Here is a 21576-nt window from a genome sequence, read left to right on the forward strand (position 1 = left end):
TATGGAGAGAGCAGGCAGTTACCACTGCTTTCTCCGGGCGTAGAGAAATGTGCAGAAGACAACAACAGCCATTAATCCAAGGGTCAGGAAATATCCGTATTTGTGATGGAGTTCAGGCATATTGTCGAAATTCATTCCGTACACTCCGGCAATGAAGGTGATCGGTAAAAAATACACGGAATAGACCGCCAGTACTTTCATTACCTGATTGGCTTTCTGGTCAGACAGGGCAAGGAACATGGAAATAAGGTTGGTAATCTGGATATTCAGATGATCGAAATCAGCTACCACATCCTTGTGTTTGTCTTTAAGGTCTACCATTTCGGATTCCTGCAGTCCCAGGAGTTTGAACTTATCGATGGCATCCGTGGAAATACTGAGTACCCTGAAGTTCAGCCCGGATTTCCTTTTAAGCTTGTACAATCTTCTGATCTGGTTGGTGTGATTGGTATTTTTCAGGAAAATTTCATTTTCAATATTATCCATCGTCTCAAACAGGCTTACTGATTCATCATCAAAACTCTTCATGATCAGCAGGGCGATTCTCAGGGCGATGTTTTCTGCAGTCATATCATTTTTGAGAGCGGAAATCTGCTTCCTGGTCTCAGATATACTTTTGGTTTTCATCCGGTGTACGGTAATGATGGTTTTCCCGAGCAGGAAAATGCCGATCTTGGTGCTGATATCACTGATGGTATTCAGGTTTTTACGTTCCAGCTCGGTACTTTCCCGGAGAAGGAAAAACCGGATGTGGCCGCTCTCTTCATATTTCGGAAGGTGATTGGGATCCAGCGTATCCTCCAGGAGAAAGTTGTTGATTTCATATCGTTCGTGGAGAAAAAGCAGGTCTTCCGGTGTGGGAGCTTCCACATCTACCCATTCGCACCGGGAATCTCTGTAAATGGTATCAATTGGCATAGGGTAAAAATACTTATAATTTAAAAACTATGTATCAAATAAGTTTTATCTTTACCAAAATTAAAAAACTATATGATTAAAAGTACAATAAAGGGAATCGGATTCCATGTTCCGGATAACATTGTTACGAATGATGATTTAGCTGAATTAATGACCACCAATGACGAATGGATTACGGAAAGAACCGGAATCAGGGAAAGAAGGCACCGTAAAAACCGCAATGATGCGCAGGAGACGACAGCCTACCTGGGATTCAAAGCTTCCGAAAAAGCAATTGCCAATGCCGGTCTCACTTCCAGGGATATCGATTATATTATATTTGCCACCCTGTCACCGGACTATTATTTCCCGGGCTGCGGGGTGCTGCTCCAGGATATGCTGGGCTGCGATACCATCGGGGCACTGGATGTCCGGAACCAGTGTTCAGGCTTTGTGTATGCTATGAGTGTGGCCAATGCGTTCATCAAATCGGGCACTTACAAAAACATCCTGGTGGTAGGCGCGGAAGTCCATTCTTTCGGGCTCGATTTTTCCGATGAGGGAAGGGGAGTTTCCGTTATTTTCGGAGACGGTGCAGGGGCAATCGTGCTTTCTGCCACCATCAACGATGACGCCGGTGACGTGCTGGCCGTAAATATGCATTCTGAAGGAAAGTTTGCCGATGAGCTGTGCACCCAGTTCCCGGGTTCCAAGTACGGATGGAGCGACCGGATGAGAAGGGAGCCGGAGCAGGTGACCGATAAGGAAGTATATCCGGTCATGAACGGAAATTTTGTCTTCAAGCATGCCGTTACCCGGTTTCCTGAAACCATGCAGGAAGCATTGGATAAAGCCGGTAAAACCATTGATGATCTTGATATGTTCATCCCGCATCAGGCCAACCTGCGGATTGCCCAGTTTGTACAGCAGAAATTCGGACTTCCGGACGATAAAGTTTTCAACAATATCCAGAAATACGGGAACACCACTGCAGCTTCCATCCCGATTGCTTTGAGCGAGGCAATTGAGCAGGGAAAAATAAGAAGGGGTGACCTGGTATTGCTGTCTGCCTTCGGAAGCGGATTTACCTGGGGTAGTGTTTTGTTTGAATATTAGACTGCCTTATAAAGCATAGGTTAAGAATAGAAAAGACCGTCTCAAAATCTGTGAGACGGTCTTCTTTTATATGATAATCACTTTTTGTTTACTGGATCTGTAAGCTTTTCAGCAGTTTTTCAGTATCGGAGGCATCTTCACCGGAAGCTTTTGCCAGCTGTACCGATTTTTCCGCCCAGATTCGGGCATTTTTCTTATCACCGGTTTTGTTATACAGGTTAGCCAGTGTATCGGTATTGGCATAACTTTCACTTTTCTTTACCGATTCCTGTGCCCAGGCAACCGCTTTCTCCAGAGACGCTTTGTTGGTTACGTTTTCAAAATAATTCCAGGCCAGCGAGTTCAGTTCTTCAGAAGTAGCTGCTGAAGTGTCTTTGTAAAGTTCCATCGTCAGTTTTTCGTAAGTGGCGATATCTTTATTCTTCAGTGCCCTGCCTGCTTTTGCCCGCATTAAAATCTTGGCAGCTTCCTCCTTAGGCATGAAATTTTGGGCCTCTGCCATAAAATAGCTGTCATTCCAGGTTTTGGTGTCTGCATTGTATGATTTTTTAACCACGGCATTCAGCTTGATATTCTTGTCAAAGGCTTCATACTTGGCTTCCGGCAGCACTTTTGTGATGTCAGCTTTTCTTGACTGGAAAATTCTGTACAAAGGGCTGTCACTGCTCTGCATTCCCGAAAGCAGCATCTGGATATCCTCCTGGTCAAGCTGGGATTTATCGCTGAAATAACGTTCCATTACTTTACCGGCAAACTCGGCATCACTGTAAAGCGTAAGGCCAGCCAGGTTTTTCAGGAACTCCGGGTCTTTTTCTCCGTCGGTAAACTTCTGTTTCAGCGCAGTCAGCCTTTTGTTCGGGTCTCCGGCATCTTTGGCAAACTGGATGAAGTCATTTTCTTCAACATAACCTAATGTCCTGTGCACCACCTCTCCGTTTCCATCGATAAAAAGATAAGTAGGGAAGGCTTTTACATTGTATTTTTTGGCAAGATCCACGCCTTCTCCTTTTTCCATGTCAATTTTGGCATTCACAAAATGTGAATTGTAATATTCTCCCACAGCTTTCTGGGGAAATACATTTTTTACCATCAGCTTGCATGGTCCGCACCATGAAGCATAGGCATCTACAAATATCAGTTTGTTCTCTTTCTTGGCTTTTGCCAGGATGGTTGCAAAATTGCTGTCTTCAAATTTAATCCCCTGAGCAAATGCCATTGCTCCGATAAAAAGCGCTGAGAATATTGTCAATTTTTTCATATTTCTTTAATAATTACAAATGTAATAATAATGCTGATACATAAGTCTGTCTGTTTTAAAAATAGTTACAGCATCAATTTGATTTATTTTTCTGATTTAAGTTAAACGGATATTTTTATAGAATAAATTCGCTTTATATTAATAAAATGTTAAAAAAATTAATCAATACTATTAAGTTTCATTAAAATATAAATTATTCTTAGTTTTGCAGAAAACTGATAAAACCACCCGGAATGATGAATTATAATGATAACCTGAGCATAGTTTACTGTTTTATGGCTAAAATTTTTCACATTTTCGTGTTTTTTCTATTTACCTTTTTTACATTACAGGTATATCAGCAAGACCCTGGCACTGGAAAATCTCCTGTTACTCCATACAACGCTTTAACAGAGGTACCGCAAATTTTCCGGAAAGCAGATGTCTTCCGCTCCCACTACCACACGGCGTATTTTCATGGGATACCGGCAGATCTTACAGCAGGAACTTCAGCGTTCATTACCGTCTCTGCAGCCGCTGTTCTTCAGACCGGCAACAGTATCGGCATGCTGAAGAACATCATCATTGCTTCATTATTGCTGTTTCTTGCCTGGCTTTATTTTTACTTCAAAAAGCATCAGAAAAAACAACGCTCCAGAATCAGGAATATGATCAGAAGCCATTCCAGAACTCAGGGACAGGATGCATGGGTTACGGATCATGTTTTTTCGAACATCTCAATAGAAGAAGTAGCAGCAAGAGAGGACGATGATCTTCTGAAAAAAAGGAGCGAGCCCCTGATGACCTCAGAGACCGAAGCCAAACTGCTGGAATTGCTGATGGCATTTGAAAAAGGAACACTATACAACAGTAAAAATATGTCTTTGCCTTACCTGGCCGGTGAACTTAATACCAATACCAAGTATCTTTCCAACGTAATAAACCGCCATAAAAGTTCTGATTTTAAAAGTTATATCAACCGGCTGCGGATCAATTATATTTTAGACAAACTGATTCACGATGAAAAATACCGGCAGTATAAAATCAGCATCCTTGCGGACGAATGCGGTTTTTCTTCCCATAGTAAATTTGCATCGGTATTTAAAACGGTAACGGATTATTCACCTTCTGCTTTTATCAAACAGCTGGAGGCAGAACATAACAGTTTTCAGGAAAACGGCTAGTCAACTGGATAGCAGAAAGGAATAATTAATCATTTTCATGAAAACAGACAGGCCTTTTTACGGGGTAATCAATCCTTTTTATATATTTGCCGAAGTCTTGCGGAATATAAACAACCAACCAATCAATCAAACACCATTCACATCCAGCTGTCTCAGAGAGATGGCATTCCGGAAGCACATACCTAAACACTAAAACTAAGAAAAGTTTACTAGCAGGCCTTCAAAATACGAAACCGGTATTCTGTAGCCGCCATTAACCATTAACTAGTAAAAATTAAACGGATGAGAACAACACTTACAGTCCTTATGGCTTCTGTATTTTCAGGCCTTGCATTTTCGCAGGTAGGTATCAATACTACATCGCCTCTGGCAAGCCTGGATGTCGTAGCGGGAAAAACCGACGGTTCCACAGCAGAAGGGATACTTCCCCCAAGACTCACAGGCGACCAGCTTAAAGCAGCAGACAGCCAGTATACAGCACAGCATGAAGGAATCATGGTTTTCGTAACGGCCCCTGTAAATGCTCCGAGTGCAAAAACCGGCAATATGACTTCTCCCGGGCTGTATTATTTCGATGGAAATGTATGGATTAAGACGATGCATGGAGACGGTCGTAATTTCCAGACCCAGTCTGCAGGAGATATTAAAAATTCAATGCTGGCTGTAGACCACGGAGGCTGGTACCTGCTGGACGGAAGACCGGTTGATGATCTCCCGGATGCCGCAAAAGCAACGGCGGCACAGCTCGGATTTTCCGGGAATATCCCGGATGCCAGTGACCGGGTCCTCAAATCCAGGAACGGAGCCGAAATCCCGGGGAGTAAAGGGGGAGACAACTACGTAAAGATCGATCAGGTCAACCTTCCCAGCGTTAATCTTGCAGGAACCATCACGGGAATTGCACAAAGCGCAGGTTCGCATACCCATTCTGCTGCGGAAGGCGGATTCCTGCTGGGCGGGACTACGGTAAACAACAACGGTGCCGGAGGCTATCAGCTGGATCCCAATTCCAATGCATGGGGAGGTATCGGGATGCTCGCCAATACAGCTCCGTCAGGAGCCCACATCCATACCGTAACGGGGACCGCGACGGTACCTACCGGCGGCGGCGGCAAATCCATAGACAACAGATCTGCTTATCTGGTAGTAAACACCTTTATCTATCTGGGCGAATAAACAGCCTGAAAAGAATTTCCGCTGAAAAGGTAATCATAGAAAACCGGCTCAGACGATTTTTTAAAGAGAAACCGCAGCTGCAGGCTGCGGTTTTTTTATCTTGCCGTTGCGGTGTCCGATTTCATTTTCAGGCTGTCGGCAGCAGCTGATTCAGAATGGGAAGCCGCCGTATCTCCAAGGTTGTTACGCATGAATTCTTTGTCGCGCTCGTCTTTGAATTCTTCCCTTTTTTCCTTGTTCTGGGCACAGCTCCCTAAAAAAAGAAGCCCTAAAACTGCTCCTGCCAGTAATTTTTTCATAATAATTCTTTTAATGTTTAGTACAATCAAATATAATGATAAAAGATAAAAGATAAAACATCCGTTTTACATTTCTTTCGGAGGGCTCAGTATATTTTGGCTGATGATTGATGGTTGATTGTTGATTGTTGATTGTTGATTGTTGATGGCTGATGGTTGATGATTGATGGTTGATGGTTGATGATTGATGATTGATGATTGATGGCTGATGGCTGATGGTTGATGGTTGATGATTGATTGGTACAGGCGATTGGTCAATAGCTTTTAAGTGCTGTCTGGATTATACGGACAGGAGAATCTGTTTCAAGGCTGCTGATAGGAAGAAGCACAAAAAAGTCCATCAAAAGCTGATGGACGATTATTCGATAAAAACCGGAGTCCTATCTCGCAGGGGTAGCTGTAGCGGATGAATCGGTTCTCATTTTCATGCTGTCCGGATTTGACATCGATGAGGTGCTCATCGTATCGGTAGTTGCAGGGGCTGTCTGCATCGTATTGTCCGTAGCCGTGGTTACGGAATCCGAATTGTTGGTTGAAGTGGAAGATTCCTTGGTTCCGCAGCTAACGGTAACCAGTCCTAAAACTAAAGCTGTTAACATTAATTTTTTCATAATATTTTATTTTTTGGTTTGTAGCATGGGCATATCAATAACTATTCCGAAAAATGTAAATATCAGTTTTATAAATTATTACTTTGATAAAAAATTAAAAACGAGATACAGGCACAGAAAAACCCCGGATGTATGTTCCGGGGTTTTGTATAGAATACGATCTTCTGGATCTTTTTCTTTATTATCCCAGATAAGGATATCTGTAATCTTTAGGAGAGACAAAGGTCTCTTTGATACTTCTTACGGAAGTCCATCTCAACAGGTTCATTTTAGATCCTGCCTTGTCATTGGTTCCGGATGCCCTTCCGCCGCCGAAAGGCTGCTGGCCTACTACGGCACCGGTCGGTTTGTCGTTGATATAGAAATTTCCTGATGCGTTTTCCAGTGCTTTGAATGCTTCGTTGATCGCATAACGGTCTTGTGCAAATACGGAACCTGTCAGGGAATAAGGAGAAGAAGCATCTACCAGCTCAAGGGTTTCAGCCCATTTCTGGTCTTCATAAACAAAAACAGACAGGATCGGGCCGAAGATTTCTTCCACCATACTTTCGTACTGGGGATTGGTGGTTTCAATAACGGTAGGGTAGACAAACCATCCTTTGGAATCATCGGTTTTTCCTCCGATTACCACACTTGCTTCTTCTGAGGCATTGGCTCTATCGATATAGCCTTTGCATTTTTCAAAAGAATTTTTATCAATAACGGCATTTACAAAATGGGAAGGATCTTCAGGAGATCCCACTTTGATGGAACCGATCTGGGTCTCCATTACCTGTTTTACCTCAGCCCAAAGCGACTGTGGGATGTAAGCCCTGGAAGCAGCAGAACATTTCTGTCCCTGGTATTCAAAAGCTCCTCTTACCAGAGCGGTCGCCACGGCTTCTGCATTGGCAGACGGATGGGCGATTACAAAATCCTTTCCGCCGGTTTCCCCAACGATTCTCGGGTAAGTTCTGTAATTATGGATGTTGTCACCGATCATTTTCCACATTCCCTGGAACACTTTGGTGGAACCGGTGAAGTGAAGTCCGGCAAAATCCCTGTGTGCCAGTACTTTTTCTGCCGTCTCTTTACCGTCGGTAAAGATCATGTTGATGACTCCGGCAGGAAGCCCGGCCTCTGTAAGGACATCCATGATTACTTTTGCAGAATAGATCTGTTTATCGGAAGGTTTCCATACCACTACGTTTCCGAGCATGGCCATACAGGCAGGAAGGTTACCGGAGATGGCGGTAAAGTTAAAAGGCGTTACGGCAAAGCAGAAGCCTTCCAGCGGTCTGTACTCCACGCGGTTCCAGATCCCGCTGTCGGAAACAGGCTGCTCAGAATACATTTCCGTCATGAATTCCACGTTGAATCTCAGGAAGTCGATGAATTCACAGGCAGCATCAATTTCAGCCTGGTGAACGTTTTTAGACTGTCCGATCATGGTCGCTGCATTGATCACGTCGCGGTAAGGCCCGGCCAGAAGATCGGCTGCTTTCAGGAAAATCGCTGCACGGTGTTCCCAACCCAGTTCGTTCCACTGCTTTTTTGCAGCCAGTGCTGCCTGGATGGCGTCGTCCACGTGCTGCATCGTTCCCCTGTGATAAAACCCGAAATCATGGGCGTGGTCCTGAGGGGACTGAAGCTGTACTTTATCTCCGGTGGTTACTTCCTTTCCGTTAATAACCATCGGGATTTCCAATTTTTCAGACCACATTTTTTTGTATCTGGCGATCAGGCTTTTGACTTCAGGAGTTCCGGGAGCATAGGTGTTCACCGGCTCGTTTACCGCAAACGGTACTTGTGAAATTGCTTTAGACATATGATGTTGTATTATTTTACTATTGCTCTGCAAATTTACAACATTTATCCCGGCCGATGGCAATGACAGAACGGCGAATTTGGCGTGCAGACCCATGGTGAATTCCGCTCTGCGGATCAATTCTGCTGCGCAGGTGAATATTCCGGCTTTATCAGAGATTGACTTTTGACAAAGTGAATGGTGAATTCCGCCATGCGGGTCAATTCTGCTGCGCAGGTGAATTTTACTAGTCTTAAAATTGATCATTGACAAGCGCAGCGGATTGAGCATTGACAAAGCGTGAATGGTGAATTCCGCCTTCTGAGTCGATTCTGCTGCGCAGGTGAATTTTTATAGTCTGAAAATTGACCACTGACCAGCGCAGCGGATTGACCATTAAGCAATGCAGCGAATGGACATCATCCGCTGTATGGGTCAGAGTTTTTCATTTTCAAGAATTTTCAGCACCAGCTTTTCCTCATGTGTCAGATCCGCCTTGCCGTCGTTTTCCTCGATTTGATCAAGTTCATCCAGGTATTTCTTGATGGTGTTGTTTTCATACAGATTGATTACCAATGGATGCACATAATATTTTTTGCATATCGTGCTGGTATTTCCAAGGTGGGAAGCTACCATCTCCAGCGCCTCCTTTACTTTTTTCTTATAATCGGAATGGGTTTCCGCATACCCGATTTCCTTGAAGGCGATCAGGGCACTCACCGTTCCGGACCATGTCCTGAAGTCTTTTGCCGTAAAATCTTCACCACTGATTTCCTTGATGTATTCGTTTACCATTCCGGAATCTACACAATGCCGGTTTCCTTCATCGTCAATATACTGGAACAGTTCCTTTCCCGGAATATCTTTGCATTTCTGGACCAGACGGGCCAGTTTTTTATTCTTCAGGTCGATATTGTGCATCACGCCCTTTTTCCCTTTAAAGGAAAAATTGATTTTCTGGCCTTTGATTTTAACATGCTTATCTTTCAGCGTCGTAAGTCCGAAAGAGCCGTACAGTTTTTCATACGCATTGTTACCGATCCGGATATTGGTTCTCTGCATCAGGCTGACAATGAGTGCCAGAATCTTACGTTTTTCAAAATTACGTAATGCAAGGTCTTTTTCCACATGCAGTCTGATGTTGGGAAGGGCATAGCCGAACTGCAGCATCCTGTAAAACTTGGTATGGTTTCTCAGGGCATTCCATAGCGGATGGTAGCGGTACTGTTTCCTGTTTTTCAGATCGATGCCGGTAGCCTGAAGATGGCCGTTATCCAGAGCGCAAATCCAGACATTTTCCCAGGCGGGAGGAATGACCAGCTTGTTGATCCGGGTAATTTCTTCCTTGTTTTTGATCTTTTCCCCATCCCTGTAATACGCATACTTTTTACCGGCCTTCTTCCGGGTAATACCGGCTGTTTCTGCATCGGAGGTATAAATAAGATGTACCGCCTTTGCAGAAGCCACCGGATCTTTCATAATTTTTACAATTTTCGAGGGCTTCAGATGGGAAATAATTTCTAAGTCTGAATTTTCCATACGGTCTGGTTAAGAGTTCCTACCCCTTGAAAACAGCCATAAAATAACGGCTATCACGGCAACTACTACGATGATTCCCCACCACATTCCGGCCTTAAAAATTGTCTCTACTGCTTCGCAGCTTGTTAATGTCAGTAAACTCAGCATCGTGATGCTGTATAAGCTCCATTTTTTCATGATCGTTTATGTTTGGTTGTTATAATATTAATTAAATTCTGCTGTGGTCTGACCGCCAGTTCCTGATGGATTTCTTAATTTCATCCCCGGAAATATTTTCCTTTAATGCTTTTTCCAGAAGCGCTTTAAATTCATCATCGTGGGCAAACCGTAAGGCTGCAATCTGATTGAATGAGAGTCCGGCTTCGGCGGAATCGGACCGCAGCCCGAAAATTTCAAAATACCGTTGCCTAAATTCAAGCCTTACGATCCTGTCCTGAAGACCAAGCGCGTAATGCTGACGTACCATGATGGCAAGATACAGGATCAGGAATACCGAAACGGAAAACAGGATCCAGGGAAGCTGGTGGGTTTCATCATCCAGGCTTTTATAGATGCCGACTCCCAATAAAATAAGCAGCAACGGCAGATAAATAAAGTGATGCGGAGGATAAAATTTCCGGTGGTTTCTGTAATTCTGGTGTTCCATATTTCACCTTATGCAAGAACCCTTCCAAAATGTTAATTTTTGTGAAATAACGTGATGACCAGTCACCGGATCTTATTGTCAATAGTATCCGGAATAGATAGGCTGCTGTTGAATAATATGAAAGAAAATAAATGTAAAGACGTAAAAGTATAATGTAAAACATAAATGCAGAAATGAGGCTGAAGAATACTGCATAATGAATGAACCGGATGTCAGAGAGAGCCATTCTGCACAGGGATCACTGGTGGATCGGTTAAGAATCACGAAAAATACCAGGTTACGGTTTGCTTAAGGTGCGTTGTATTTATCGATGTTCCGGATTGATAACCGATATGATATTCGTACGTGATTTATTCAGTCTGGTTTTTAAAATCGGTACAGCCGCCGGGCAAACGCTAAAAATTCGTACCTTCACTTTTTTAAAAACAAGAACAAAATGACTTCAAAGGAAAAAGTGGCCGCACTCCGCGAAGAGATGCAGAAAAATAATGTGGATGCCTTTATCGTGTATTCTGCAGACCCGCACATGAGCGAATATCTTCCCCGGGAATGGCAGGAAAGAGCCTGGCTTTCAGGATTCCTCGGCTCTGCAGGTTTTGTGGTAGTTACCAAAGACAAAGCCGGGCTCTGGACAGACGGACGGTATTTCACCCAGGCCCCTATTGAACTGGACGGCTCAGGGATCGATCTCTTCAAAGACGGGATGGAAGGTACCCCGAATTATATCGACTGGATCATCTCCGAGATTCCCGAAAACGGGAAAGTAGCGGTGAATGCCATGGCCACTTCCCATGTCAACTGGGAACTGCTTACCCAAAAGTTAAATGCAAAGAATATTACCCTCGCTGATCTCCCGCTGCTGAAAGAAATCTGGAAAGACCGCGGGACCCCTTCGAAAAACCCGATCTATGTACATCCGGTAGAAAGAGCCGGGAAATCCGTAATTGATAAGATTGCAGCCATCCGCCAGAAGATGGAAGAGCAGGAAGCTACCGTACACGTAATCTCCAGCCTGGACGACGTGGCCTGGACCCTGAACCTGAGAGGCAGCGATGTAGAAAGCAACCCGGTGTTCCTGGGATATATGGTCATCACCAAGAACGAAGCATTCCTGTTTACCGATCTTGAGAAAATGGAAGTCGATGCCAGAAAACAGCTTGATGAAGCCTGGGTGAAGATGAAACCTTATGAAGAGTTTGCCAACTGCCTGAAAGAATTCAAGAATGAAAAGGTACTGGTTTCCCCTACGGCCAACCAGTCTATTTTCGAGCTTCTGAAAGAAGACAATCAGTTCATCAAGGCTGCGGTTCCGGGAAACCTGATGAAGGCGCAGAAAAACGAGGCTGAACTGGAAGGCTTCCGTAAAGTTATGGTACGCGATGGGGTAGCCATGGTAAAGTTCCTGTATTGGCTTACCCACCAGGCCGGAAAAGAAGCAATGACTGAGTATTCCATCGGGGAAAAGCTGAGAGGCTTCCGCGCAGAAGGAGAGAACTTTGTCGGGGAAAGTTTCGGAAGCATCGTCGGATACAAGGACAACGGTGCCATCATGCACTATTCCGCGAAAAGTGAAGGCAGCAAGGAAGTGACGAATGATTCCAGCATCCTGGTGGATTCAGGCGGCCAGTACCTGGAAGGAACAACGGATATTACCAGGACTTTCGCATTGGGAAGTGTTTCCGAAGACTTCAAAAGAAATTCCACGCTGGTGCTGCAGGGGCTTATCCGCCTGTCGATGGTGAAATTCCCCAAAGGGACAAAGGGCGTGCATCTGGATGCCATTGCCAGGCTGCCGCTGTGGATGGAAGGAAAAGATTTCAACCACGGGACCGGCCACGGTGTCGGAAGCTTCATGAATGTCCATGAAGGGCCTCAGAACATCAGGAAAGATATGAATCCGCAGGACCTTCTTCCGGGAATGGTGTGCTCCAACGAACCGGGATACTACCTGGAAGGCGAATACGGGATCCGTCATGAAAACCTGATTGCGGTGAAAGAAGCTGAGAAGACCATCCACGGTACGTTCTATGAATTTGAAACGCTGACGTTCTGCCCGTTCTTCAAGGATACCATTGTAAAGGAAATCCTGTCTGAAAATGAAATAGCCTGGCTGAATGCCTATCACAGCACCTGTGAAGAAAAGCTGGCTCCGTTCCTGGAAGGAGAAGTGAAAGAATGGTTCCTGGAGCTGGTAAGCCCGCTTTAGAAAACAGAAGATAAGAATGCAACGGCAGCCGTTGCGCAACATACCGGCCGTCAGGAATTTTCCTGACGGCTTTTTATATACGATGGTGACTGGTTTCGTCAGCAGTTCCGGCGATATATCAGTCAGGGAAGCCTGTTAGAATACAAAGAAAGAATTCCGGACCGGCCTGTTTTTCAGGAGCTGATTCCCGCTATCCACTGTATCTTTTTCGCCGCTGCCGGATGCCTTTACAGAAAAAGGATGCCGTTCCTATCGGGGCTAGGAGATAACCTGTTATTAAACAGTTCCGGGGAAATGTAAGGTTTGGTTTTATTTATGCTGAAGGGTCAATGGTCAATCCACTTTGCTGGTCAATGGTCAATTTAAACTCAGTCTGAAATTCACCTGCGGAGCAGAATTGACTTGCAGCACGAAACTCACCGTTTATTTGTCAATGGTCAATCCGCTTTGCTGGTCAATTGTCAATTTTTGGTCTGCTCTAAACAGCCTTTGTCGCTGGCGCGGGCGTCACGCCCGTGCCCACGCACAGTAATGTAAACAGATCTTCCGGCCCTGAGATGGCCAGACTAAACCTATAAGGTTTTAAAAACCTTATAGGTTTAGTCTGCAGTCCCTCTCTGAACGGTTCCGTATTGTAATCCTGATGCGAAAAACAGAATGTAGGCAAGGCTGCTGCAAAAGAAGGAAACTGCCGCCCTAGCCCGGATCCTAGCGGTTACCCCGCAGCAGGCAGCGGGAAAAGCCCGGACCCAGCCCGGAAAGAAAGGGCGCGAGGAGTATGAGCGGAGAGCCGGATCAAGCTCCTGAAAAAAACTGAATCTATTCAGAAGCCGATGGTTGAAAAAATTCGGGAATACCGATATTCACCGGATTGAGGAGTCTTTATGATCTGAAGGCCGGACATATCGCCCGCCGGGCATTTGGTTCCCGCGCGGCACCCGATTGCGGCAATAGACAAACGGTATGGCGGGTTGCGATTAAAAACCGTAAATTTGCAGCATGAATAACGATACGATTTGTGCGCTGGCCACGGCCAACGGCGTAGGGGCATTGGGAATTATCCGCGTTTCAGGAAATGAAGCTTTATCTGTGGTTCAGAAATCTTTTCCGGGGAAAAATCTGGCCAAACAGAAATCCCACACGATTCATTACGGCTATTTTATGGATGGGGAAGAGGCGATCGATGAGGTGATGCTGTCGATTTTCCTGGCGCCGAAGAGCTTTACAACCGAAAACTCCGTGGAGATTGTCTTTCACGGCTCGCCGCATATCGGGAAACGTATTCTGGAAACACTGATTAAAAACGGGGCCCGTATGGCCAAGGCCGGTGAATTCACCCTGCGGGCCTTCATCAACGGCCGGATCGACCTGTCTCAGGCCGAGGCTATTGCCGATGTGATTGCCTCCGAAAACGAAGCGTCAAGGAAAGTGGCCATCAGCCAGCTGAAAGGCGGCATCACCAACGAGATTTCCTTTCTGAGGACCGACCTGCTCAATTTCGTATCGCTGATCGAACTGGAGCTGGACTTTGCGGAAGAAGACGTGGAGTTTGCCGACCGCTCGGCCCTGACGCAGCTCCTCAACAAAATAGAACTGAAACTGAATTCCCTGATCGAAAGCTTCCAGTACGGGAATGCCATTAAAAACGGGACTGCCGTTGCCATCATCGGAAAACCGAATGCCGGGAAATCTACCCTGCTGAACGCCTTGCTGAAAGAAGAGCGGGCGATTGTGAGCAATATTGCCGGAACCACGCGGGATACGATCGAGGAAGTGTTGCACATCAAAGGCCATGCTTTCCGCCTGATCGATACCGCCGGATTGCGTGAGACGATGGATGAAATCGAAGCCATCGGGGTAAAAAAAGCCCGGGAAAAGGTAGCGAATGCCAATATCCTGGTCTACCTGGCCGATGCCGGAACCGCCGATTTTTCGGAAGATATCGAAATGATCCAATCGTTGGTACGCGATGACCTGAAACTGATCATCTGCGCCACGAAAATCGATGAGGTGATGCCGACCCAATATGAGAAAGTAGAAGATACTTTCCGACAGGCACTTACCCACGAATTTGATTTCATCAAAATTTCTGCCGTCGAAAACCAAAATATCCAGGATCTTAAAAACGAACTGTCTTCTTACGTGGAACAGCTGAAAGCTGCGGAAAACAATGTGGTCATCACCAACCAGCGCCACTTCGAAGCCCTCCGCAAATCCATGGACGCCGTCCACAAAGTCCATGAGGCCATCACCTTCCGTATCTCCACCGAACTCCTGGCCTACGAGCTGCGCAATGCGCTGGAACATCTCGGTGAGATTTCAGGGGAAGTGACGAATGATGAGGTGCTGGGGAATATTTTTTCGAAGTTTTGTATCGGGAAATAAATTTCATTCTCTTCAACCAAATTAATTCTATAAACCTTTCGGTTCTACGATAACTGTGAAAAGCCTTCTTTTGAAAAGAGGGCTTTTGCTCATGTAAGAAAATGGAAGAAGTGAATAATTTCTTTGCTCCGAATGTATTTATCAAATATTCTGCACATTTATCCTTTGCCATATCTCATACTTTATTAAATAGTCACTTTATTAGAAATTATACATCTGTTTGTTCATAGAAAAACAGAGCACCTGCTCCTCAAAATAGATTTTTACAGATTCAAGATATTTTCTATTTAACATAATTCATTTTGTCGTTTAATATTTTGTTTTACAATGTTTTAAATGGGTAATTTGTCTCGAAAGAATTAATATTTTATGATACCACATTTCCGGAAAATTTGTAAATTGCATTTGACACAAAAAAATAGGAATGATGGTGTACAGATTATTTCCAGGACAAACCCTTGCCGGACTGTGTGAGGAACTCCGTATCGAAAACCCTGAATACCTGCTGGATTTCCATAACCGGCACTGCCCTGCAGCAGAGCGCTCCGAAGGAAATCTGATTGGAGGGACCCGGTTTTTTATTCCAACCGCTGAGGAGGTGGCCGAAATCAACCGCAACATACGGGAGAACAACGAAAGCTTTTATGATTTTCCGGCTGACGGCAGGTTCCCGTGGAACTATCCGGGGTGGGAAGGAATGTACCATATTTCCCGGACCTGTTATTTCAATGATGACATCGCCGGTACCTATGAGCAGGATATCCGTCTGGATTTTGAAGGGGTAAGACACGGTCTTTACCATTACCTGCTTACAGCTTCTGATTTCAGGAAAAACGGGGACCTTTCAGACAGCAAGATTTCGACATTAGCCGGAATGTGCATGGAAAACCTGTATCCGGTGCGGATGATGGTTACCCCACAGGGCAAAATTCACAAAGCAGCGCTGACCGGCAGCCCGGAACTGCTTGTTTCCGGATGGGAAGCCATAGAACAACACTTTGAAGACCATTATGCGTTGAACTATATCGGGACCCTGAAGAAGATGGCTGAAGATCCCGATGTAATTTCCGGGAGATTCAGCTGTACTTTACTGAGCTCATTGCTGTTCGGTCCATTTTATGAGATGAAACTGGAGGACTGGACCGGTTCGCCGGCCTATCGTGCCTTTTATCCCTGGATAGCTGAAGCACAGCCGGTCTGCTTTGAGCTCCGGAATACCCTTCTTCCCAAAGAACATCCGGGAGACGGATTCATCAGGATCAGGCAGGCAGGCATTTCCTGTGATCCCCGGAGCCTGGAAGACCTTTTTATTATGGATCCGGACTATAGCCCAACAGTTGCTCCGGATGAACATTCCATAGACTGTGAGCATTATTCCGAATATACGTTCAGCAGGAAAGACTATACCTTACGGAGAATAGAAGCCGTTTTTAAAAATTTCGCCAATGGGAATACCGGGAAAGAGGTTTTTTTACTTGAAAGAGCGGCAGATCATTCTTAAATCCATAAACACAATCATACGATGTCAGAAAATTCATCACCCCACAACAGCAGGCACTTCGTTGTCGCAAGAGGGAAAGCGGTGTGCAGTAAAGGAACCGCATTTCCCGGTTTTAACGTCACTTCCCATCAGAAACATTACTGGAATGACGAAGAAGGAACCTCCGCTTACCTGGCTGTAACGGAAGAAGACGTCGCCTTTCAGCCTTCCACGGCTCCTTTCGGAAGCTGTTCATTGCAGAATGGGAATCCGTGTGTTTTTGCACCCGCCGGGAAATGGCAGAATACCTATGATAAAGTGAAGGTCATGGGAAAAAGCTGTGTTACGGAGATTTCCGAACTGATGTGCACAGCAGGCGGAAAGATTACTGTCATGCAGCATGGGCAGACGTCAGAAATGACCCGTCAGAACATAAGAAATGCCGACCCGGAAGAGCAGCGGAACATCAATCCGGTCTTTCACTACGGGGAATTCCGGGATGAGCAGGACGATGACCCGGGAATCTGTATATAATAAACACAGAGTTACACAACTTATGAGAAAATTAATGATTTCAGGAAATACCCGTCCCGTGATCGGGCAGAAAGAAATGTACTCCGTTTCTTTCGCCGATGAAAATAATGGCCATCTTCATGAGCATTGGCTGAACCCGTCGGGCCTGCTGTATGAAAACCCTTTACAGGCTTCCGGAACACACTGGGAAGTGATGGTGAAGACCGGAACAGACTGGCGGAAAGGCGGAAGTGCTAAAGAAGGACAGACTGTTCCGTATACCTTCGGGCAGAAAAGCCTGATGCACAGAGGGATCAAGATCGTTGCACGCCAGGGGCAGCATACGGCGGAGCTGGTCGTTTATCCGCAGCGGGCAAAAGAACCGAAACTCCTGAAAGTGGAGCTTCTGGATGTCAATTACCGGCCGTTGCCTAAAGGAAAGGTCCTGAGTTACCGGGACACCGTTATCGCAAGGGCCTGTTGCGTGGAAATGTTCAATATGCAGGTGGCTTTTACCCTATGAGAAGACGATGCTCGGGGGCCGGGACATAACCCTGCTGTCAATGCCCTGAATAAAATCAACCTGATTCCTCTGCTGGGGATTGTCAATAGCAGAGGGGTTGCGGGAGTGGTGTTCAGGCTGCCGTCGTATACCATGGCCGTTGTGATCGCCAATGCGCGGATGGCACCGGGTGACATAAGTGAAGGAGCGGCCCATGAATATTATGTGACGGCAGATGTGGTCAGCCGAGGCATACAGAAAGCCAGCCCGAATATGAATGTGGCCAATCCTATGCGTCATCCGGATCCTCCTTTACAAAACAAGCTGCCGGAAAGGAAGGCTGCACGCCCTCCGAAGGCGAAACCCGTTCCGGAAAAGCCAAAGCCCCATCCCGATTCTCCGAAATTTCCTGTCACCACAGGCGGGGAAAGCCGGCGTGACGACCGGGAACAGCTTTTGCAGGCCGAATTTGTAGATGCGGCCGGCAAGAGGCTTCATTCTTCCAGGGTGGGGAGCACGGCGGTTATGAAGATCACGGCCCGGAACATGAACCATAAAAAAGTCAGGGTAAAAGTCTGGGAACAGGACAACCTTCTCTGGACCCATGACCTGATCTATGACAGCAGCTGGATACTGACAGGCGACGAAAATTACATCCGCCTGCAGCTTACAAAAAAAATGTTTGATAAGGCCAGAGACGGCGGTACGGACAGCAGCCGGCAGGATTATTTCATCGAGGTGATCCACCATGAAACCTCCGTAACTTCTGAGGTACTGCCCGTTTCACTGGATGCTGTACCCATGAAAGCGGAGAAAGGGAGGAGCGTGAGTGTGGTTGATGAACCGGAGCAAACCAAGACAGGTACCACGTGTATCTGTAAAGAACAGTACAGGGATTTGGTTTGGGGAGGAAAGGTAAGCTGTGAATTCAGGAGAAAAGTTGTTGAAATCTCTAAAAGACAAGGTTTTGATGCCGATAATTTTATGACAGCAATGGCTCATGAAACGGGTGGAACTTTTGATCCAACTTGTGGAACATTCAAAAAACATAAAAATGAGGAAAAAGAAGGCTATGTTGGATTGATACAAATTGGAAAAGATGCTGCTAAAAATATAGGAACAACAAGAAGCCACTTAATAAAAATGAATCAGATAGATCAGTTAGATTACGTTGAGAAGTATTTAGCAAAAAAGAAAGGCAAACTGAATACTTTATCAGATTTTTATTTGGCAATATTATTTCCTATTGACTGTGGTAAAGGAAATGAACCCAATCATATTGTGTTTGATAACAGTTTACCTATTTCTTACAAAAATGGTAAACTAATAAAAGATTTAAATTATTGGAGAAATGTAGCTTACTCTGCCAACCCCATTTTTCATAAAGAAGGTAAAGAAGAAAGTGGTAAAACATATGTTTGGGAAATAACAAAAAATATACAAATTTGGTATGAAAAAGAAAAAAATAATAAAGTCCAAAATTTTATATGTGATAAGAAAATATTAGTTACTAAACCGTTGTCTATTAAAGGTACTTGGAATGTGGTGGTAACAGAAAAATATACAGGTAGTAAATGTAAACATATTGAAAAAACACCTGTTAGACCTAATTGTCGAAGAGGTAAAATTGAAGTATATGATCATAATGGGAAAGAAGTTCTATCTATTTCTGACTGTTTACTGGAAGGTATAGCAGGTGAAAATAGAAATATAACCGATTCAGATGCACCATTTGGTACATATCAAATTTCATCAGCACCATTTATTATGGGTTCATCATCTGGAGATAAACGTACCTCGTACGGACCAAATCCTCGTTTATCATTTGAGCCTATTAAAGGATCAGGAGATGAAGCTGATAAAAGCGGACGTTCTTTAATAAGAATACATGGAGGAAGACAGGAAACTAAAATATTTACTGCAAGAACTAATCCAAATTTATTAAGGACCCATGGTTGTATTAGGATATGGGATTCCGATGCAAAAAGATTCTACGACTGGTGGGTGGAGTATCATACAAATTATCCAAACATCAAACCGGGTAAGTTAATTTTAAAAAGATAATAAAATGGTACATAAATTATTGAAAATATTTTTTTTAGGATTCTTATCGGTTATAAGTAATTGTCAAAATAAAGAAAATAATAAACACCAGATGATCAACAATACGAATAAAGTAAGTGAAAATAAGAGATTAAAAGATGGTATAACTATAAGAACATCACTCTTTGAAACAGATGATATTAGCTTAAAACAGTATAAATATAAAGAAACTTATTTGGAAGATATTTATATAAACGATTTATTAGATAACAACTACAGGGAAAACTTTTTCAGGTATTTGAAAAACCGTGAGAATGAAGACGATTTTAAAACTACATTATTTGTAAAATTATTAATGATCAGAATTCAGCAACTAAAAGACAGCAATGCTTTTTTCCTGTTATCAGAATGTTCAAAAATTCCTGAATTATCTTTAGATGGAATAGAATTATTACATGAATATTTGATAGAATTGTTTCTTACAGATCCAGCTTTCTTTATAAAGCAAGGCACTAAATATAATGATAAGGGTATTGTTGATTATATCATGTCGGAAAGCGAAGATTATCTGGTTCCACAACTTTTTTTCGCTGAAAATATGGGATTTATTGTAGGGAATGAGAAAAAAATATTATTAAATAAAGAATTTGAAAATGAAATAAGGGATAAGAATTTAAGTTTACAATTAAAGAAATTCCCAAAATCAGATATTAAATTTTCTCCGTCTTTATATTCGGGATGGGAAAATAAAACGGTCAGGTTTACAAATATATATGAATTATTTTTTAGTGATGAGTTCACTACCCATTTAAATACAATGGAATCGATATATTTTAAGGTTAATATTTTGCCTACTTTAAAGAAGTATATAATTAATACCAATGATAGTGTACAGATTTATACCATTCAGGATCCCGACGGATTTACAAATCTCCGCAAAGATAAAAGCGCGTCATCTGAAATATTACAGAAAATAAATTCAGGAGAGCATATTGGCGTTTTAGATAATTCCGGAGAGTGGATTTTAGTAAAGACCAAAGAGGGAAAGGAAGGGTATGTCCATAGAAGCAGAGTAAAATATTAATCTTTGTGACCATTATTTATAAATGTATTAATTAGTACTCATGTCTATATATTTTATATTAATATTTGCCTGATTATTTACTTAAAATATTTATTTTCAAATATTTAAATGTTTTTTAATAATGTAAACTAATTGAGACCAAGTACTTAGATTAAAATACATATCATTAATGCGTGGACAGCACCGGGTGACAGAAGTGAAGGAGCGGCCCATGAATATTATGTAACGGCAGATGTGGTCAGCCGAAACATACAGAAAGCCAGCCCGAATGTGAATATGGCCAATCCTATGCATCATCCGGATTCTTTACAAAGCAATACGCCGGAAAGAAAGGCTGCACGCCCTCCGAAGGTAAAAGCCGTTCCGGAAAAGCCAAAGCCCCGTCCCGATTCTCCGAAATTCCCTGTCACCATAGGCGGGGAAAGCCGGAGTGACGACCGGGAAAAACTTTTGCATGCCGGGTTTGTGGATGCGGCCGGCAACAGGCTTCATTCTTCCAGGGTAGGAAGCACGGCGGTCATGAAGATCACGGCCCGGAACATGAACCATAAAAAAGTCAGGGTAAAAGTCTGGGAACAGGACAACCTTCTCTGGACCCATGACCTGATTTACGACAGCAGCTGGATCCTGACAGGCGATGAAAATTACATCCGCCTGCAGCTCACGAAAAAGATGTTTGACAAGGGCAGAGACGGCGGCACTGACAGATATGTAATATTAGCTATTCATATACGAGGAATAAGCAATATATATGGACATGCAATAGAATATTATGATACAGACAGATTAGTAAAGTATGGTTTTACTAAAATAGGTACAGATTTAAATTCTAGACAATTAAAAAAGAGCTATTATAGCTTTTGGATCTGTTA

Annotated in this window: 19 protein-coding genes; 11 read left to right on the forward strand and 8 right to left on the reverse strand. The window is 43.9% G+C overall.

The genetic code is table 11. The annotated features are described in order from the left end of the window. Positions 1–18: 18 nt before the first annotated feature. A complete protein-coding gene (locus QZ735_RS13185; RefSeq protein ID WP_294249243.1) occupies positions 19–918 on the reverse strand; it encodes a CorA family divalent cation transporter in 900 nt (299 codons plus the stop codon). Between the two features lie 72 nt (positions 919–990). Here QZ735_RS13185 and QZ735_RS13190 point away from each other — a divergent pair, with 72 nt between their 5' ends. Beyond that, positions 991–2013, forward strand: a complete 1023-nt coding sequence (locus QZ735_RS13190) for a 3-oxoacyl-ACP synthase III family protein (protein WP_294249245.1) — start codon at positions 991–993, stop codon at positions 2011–2013. Between the two features lie 88 nt (positions 2014–2101). On the opposite strand, the gene QZ735_RS13195 is transcribed toward QZ735_RS13190, so the two are convergent. Next, positions 2102–3271 carry a thioredoxin family protein gene (locus QZ735_RS13195; protein ID WP_294249247.1) on the reverse strand — a complete coding sequence of 390 codons (1170 nt, stop codon included), beginning with the start codon at positions 3269–3271 and terminating at the stop codon, positions 2102–2104. A gap of 233 nt (positions 3272–3504) precedes the next feature. Here QZ735_RS13195 and QZ735_RS13200 point away from each other — a divergent pair, with 233 nt between their 5' ends. After that, complete coding sequence (locus QZ735_RS13200) at positions 3505–4434, forward strand: AraC family transcriptional regulator (RefSeq protein ID WP_294249248.1); 930 nt, start codon at positions 3505–3507, stop codon at positions 4432–4434. 282 nt (positions 4435–4716) lie between these two features. Further along, positions 4717–5610 carry a hypothetical protein gene (locus QZ735_RS13205; protein WP_294249250.1) on the forward strand — a complete coding sequence of 298 codons (894 nt, stop codon included), beginning with the start codon at positions 4717–4719 and terminating at the stop codon, positions 5608–5610. A 95-nt stretch (positions 5611–5705) separates the two neighbouring features. Here the strand turns inward: QZ735_RS13205 and QZ735_RS13210 are convergent, their stop codons facing one another. The 6 genes from QZ735_RS13210 to QZ735_RS13235 all read right to left on the reverse strand — a co-directional run bounded on the left by QZ735_RS13210 (position 5706) and on the right by QZ735_RS13235 (position 10491). After that, positions 5706–5909: a hypothetical protein gene (locus QZ735_RS13210; RefSeq protein ID WP_294249252.1), complete on the reverse strand. Its 204-nt coding sequence runs from the start codon at positions 5907–5909 to the stop codon at positions 5706–5708. Positions 5910–6289: 380 nt separating this feature from the next. Beyond that, positions 6290–6520, reverse strand: a complete 231-nt coding sequence (locus tag QZ735_RS13215) for a cytochrome C551 (RefSeq protein WP_294249255.1) — start codon at positions 6518–6520, stop codon at positions 6290–6292. A gap of 181 nt (positions 6521–6701) precedes the next feature. Further along, on the reverse strand, positions 6702–8327 hold the full coding sequence (gene pruA, locus QZ735_RS13220; protein ID WP_294249257.1) for an L-glutamate gamma-semialdehyde dehydrogenase: 1626 nt from the start codon (positions 8325–8327) through the stop codon (positions 6702–6704). Positions 8328–8741: 414 nt separating this feature from the next. Next, the gene (locus QZ735_RS13225; RefSeq protein ID WP_294249259.1) at positions 8742–9845 is read right to left on the reverse strand and encodes a DNA topoisomerase IB; all 1104 of its coding nucleotides are present in this window, start codon (positions 9843–9845) and stop codon (positions 8742–8744) included. A 9-nt stretch (positions 9846–9854) separates the two neighbouring features. Then, a complete protein-coding gene (locus QZ735_RS13230; protein WP_294249261.1) occupies positions 9855–10022 on the reverse strand; it encodes a phosphatidate cytidylyltransferase in 168 nt (55 codons plus the stop codon). Between the two features lie 31 nt (positions 10023–10053). Continuing rightward, positions 10054–10491 carry a DUF6526 family protein gene (locus tag QZ735_RS13235; RefSeq protein ID WP_294249263.1) on the reverse strand — a complete coding sequence of 146 codons (438 nt, stop codon included), beginning with the start codon at positions 10489–10491 and terminating at the stop codon, positions 10054–10056. 436 nt (positions 10492–10927) lie between these two features. Here QZ735_RS13235 and QZ735_RS13240 point away from each other — a divergent pair, with 436 nt between their 5' ends. The 8 genes from QZ735_RS13240 to QZ735_RS13275 form a co-directional block, all read left to right on the forward strand. After that, positions 10928–12697, forward strand: a complete 1770-nt coding sequence (locus QZ735_RS13240; protein ID WP_294249265.1) for an aminopeptidase P family protein — start codon at positions 10928–10930, stop codon at positions 12695–12697. Between the two features lie 999 nt (positions 12698–13696). After that, entirely contained in the window at positions 13697–15082 is a 1386-nt protein-coding gene (gene mnmE / locus QZ735_RS13245) for a tRNA uridine-5-carboxymethylaminomethyl(34) synthesis GTPase MnmE (RefSeq protein ID WP_294249268.1), read from the forward strand. 424 nt (positions 15083–15506) lie between these two features. Beyond that, positions 15507–16583, forward strand: a complete 1077-nt coding sequence (locus QZ735_RS13250) for a hypothetical protein (RefSeq protein ID WP_294249270.1) — start codon at positions 15507–15509, stop codon at positions 16581–16583. A gap of 21 nt (positions 16584–16604) precedes the next feature. Beyond that, positions 16605–17096, forward strand: coding sequence for a DUF4280 domain-containing protein (locus QZ735_RS13255; RefSeq protein WP_294249272.1), 492 nt, complete (start codon positions 16605–16607; stop codon positions 17094–17096). Positions 17097–17118: 22 nt separating this feature from the next. Continuing rightward, a complete protein-coding gene (locus QZ735_RS13260; RefSeq protein ID WP_294249274.1) occupies positions 17119–17598 on the forward strand; it encodes a hypothetical protein in 480 nt (159 codons plus the stop codon). A 132-nt stretch (positions 17599–17730) separates the two neighbouring features. After that, positions 17731–19641 (forward strand): L,D-transpeptidase, encoded by a 1911-nt coding sequence (locus QZ735_RS13265; RefSeq protein WP_294249276.1) that lies wholly within the window; start codon positions 17731–17733, stop codon positions 19639–19641. A gap of 4 nt (positions 19642–19645) precedes the next feature. Continuing rightward, positions 19646–20704 carry an SH3 domain-containing protein gene (locus QZ735_RS13270; RefSeq protein ID WP_294249278.1) on the forward strand — a complete coding sequence of 353 codons (1059 nt, stop codon included), beginning with the start codon at positions 19646–19648 and terminating at the stop codon, positions 20702–20704. Between the two features lie 234 nt (positions 20705–20938). After that, positions 20939–21576 (forward strand): hypothetical protein (locus QZ735_RS13275; RefSeq protein ID WP_294249279.1); only part of this gene is annotated, 638 nt, incomplete at its 3' end.

This window comes from uncultured Chryseobacterium sp., assembly GCF_913776365.1.
Lineage (GTDB): Bacteria > Bacteroidota > Bacteroidia > Flavobacteriales > Weeksellaceae > Chryseobacterium.

What these genes read in the sequence shown, in the direction of transcription:
- QZ735_RS13185 (WP_294249243.1), bottom strand. Translation starts at nt 918, where the DNA reads ATGCCAATTGATACCATTTACAGAGATTCCCGGTGCGAATGGGTAGAT.
- QZ735_RS13190 (WP_294249245.1), top strand. Translation starts at nt 991, where the DNA reads ATGATTAAAAGTACAATAAAGGGAATCGGATTCCATGTTCCGGATAAC.
- QZ735_RS13195 (WP_294249247.1), bottom strand. Translation starts at nt 3,271, where the DNA reads ATGAAAAAATTGACAATATTCTCAGCGCTTTTTATCGGAGCAATGGCA.
- QZ735_RS13200 (WP_294249248.1), top strand. Translation starts at nt 3,505, where the DNA reads ATGATGAATTATAATGATAACCTGAGCATAGTTTACTGTTTTATGGCT.
- QZ735_RS13205 (WP_294249250.1), top strand. Translation starts at nt 4,717, where the DNA reads ATGAGAACAACACTTACAGTCCTTATGGCTTCTGTATTTTCAGGCCTT.
- QZ735_RS13210 (WP_294249252.1), bottom strand. Translation starts at nt 5,909, where the DNA reads ATGAAAAAATTACTGGCAGGAGCAGTTTTAGGGCTTCTTTTTTTAGGG.
- QZ735_RS13215 (WP_294249255.1), bottom strand. Translation starts at nt 6,520, where the DNA reads ATGAAAAAATTAATGTTAACAGCTTTAGTTTTAGGACTGGTTACCGTT.
- pruA (WP_294249257.1), bottom strand. Translation starts at nt 8,327, where the DNA reads ATGTCTAAAGCAATTTCACAAGTACCGTTTGCGGTAAACGAGCCGGTG.
- QZ735_RS13225 (WP_294249259.1), bottom strand. Translation starts at nt 9,845, where the DNA reads ATGGAAAATTCAGACTTAGAAATTATTTCCCATCTGAAGCCCTCGAAA.
- QZ735_RS13230 (WP_294249261.1), bottom strand. Translation starts at nt 10,022, where the DNA reads ATGAAAAAATGGAGCTTATACAGCATCACGATGCTGAGTTTACTGACA.
- QZ735_RS13235 (WP_294249263.1), bottom strand. Translation starts at nt 10,491, where the DNA reads ATGGAACACCAGAATTACAGAAACCACCGGAAATTTTATCCTCCGCAT.
- QZ735_RS13240 (WP_294249265.1), top strand. Translation starts at nt 10,928, where the DNA reads ATGACTTCAAAGGAAAAAGTGGCCGCACTCCGCGAAGAGATGCAGAAA.
- mnmE (WP_294249268.1), top strand. Translation starts at nt 13,697, where the DNA reads ATGAATAACGATACGATTTGTGCGCTGGCCACGGCCAACGGCGTAGGG.
- QZ735_RS13250 (WP_294249270.1), top strand. Translation starts at nt 15,507, where the DNA reads ATGATGGTGTACAGATTATTTCCAGGACAAACCCTTGCCGGACTGTGT.
- QZ735_RS13255 (WP_294249272.1), top strand. Translation starts at nt 16,605, where the DNA reads ATGTCAGAAAATTCATCACCCCACAACAGCAGGCACTTCGTTGTCGCA.
- QZ735_RS13260 (WP_294249274.1), top strand. Translation starts at nt 17,119, where the DNA reads ATGAGAAAATTAATGATTTCAGGAAATACCCGTCCCGTGATCGGGCAG.
- QZ735_RS13265 (WP_294249276.1), top strand. Translation starts at nt 17,731, where the DNA reads ATGGCCGTTGTGATCGCCAATGCGCGGATGGCACCGGGTGACATAAGT.
- QZ735_RS13270 (WP_294249278.1), top strand. Translation starts at nt 19,646, where the DNA reads ATGGTACATAAATTATTGAAAATATTTTTTTTAGGATTCTTATCGGTT.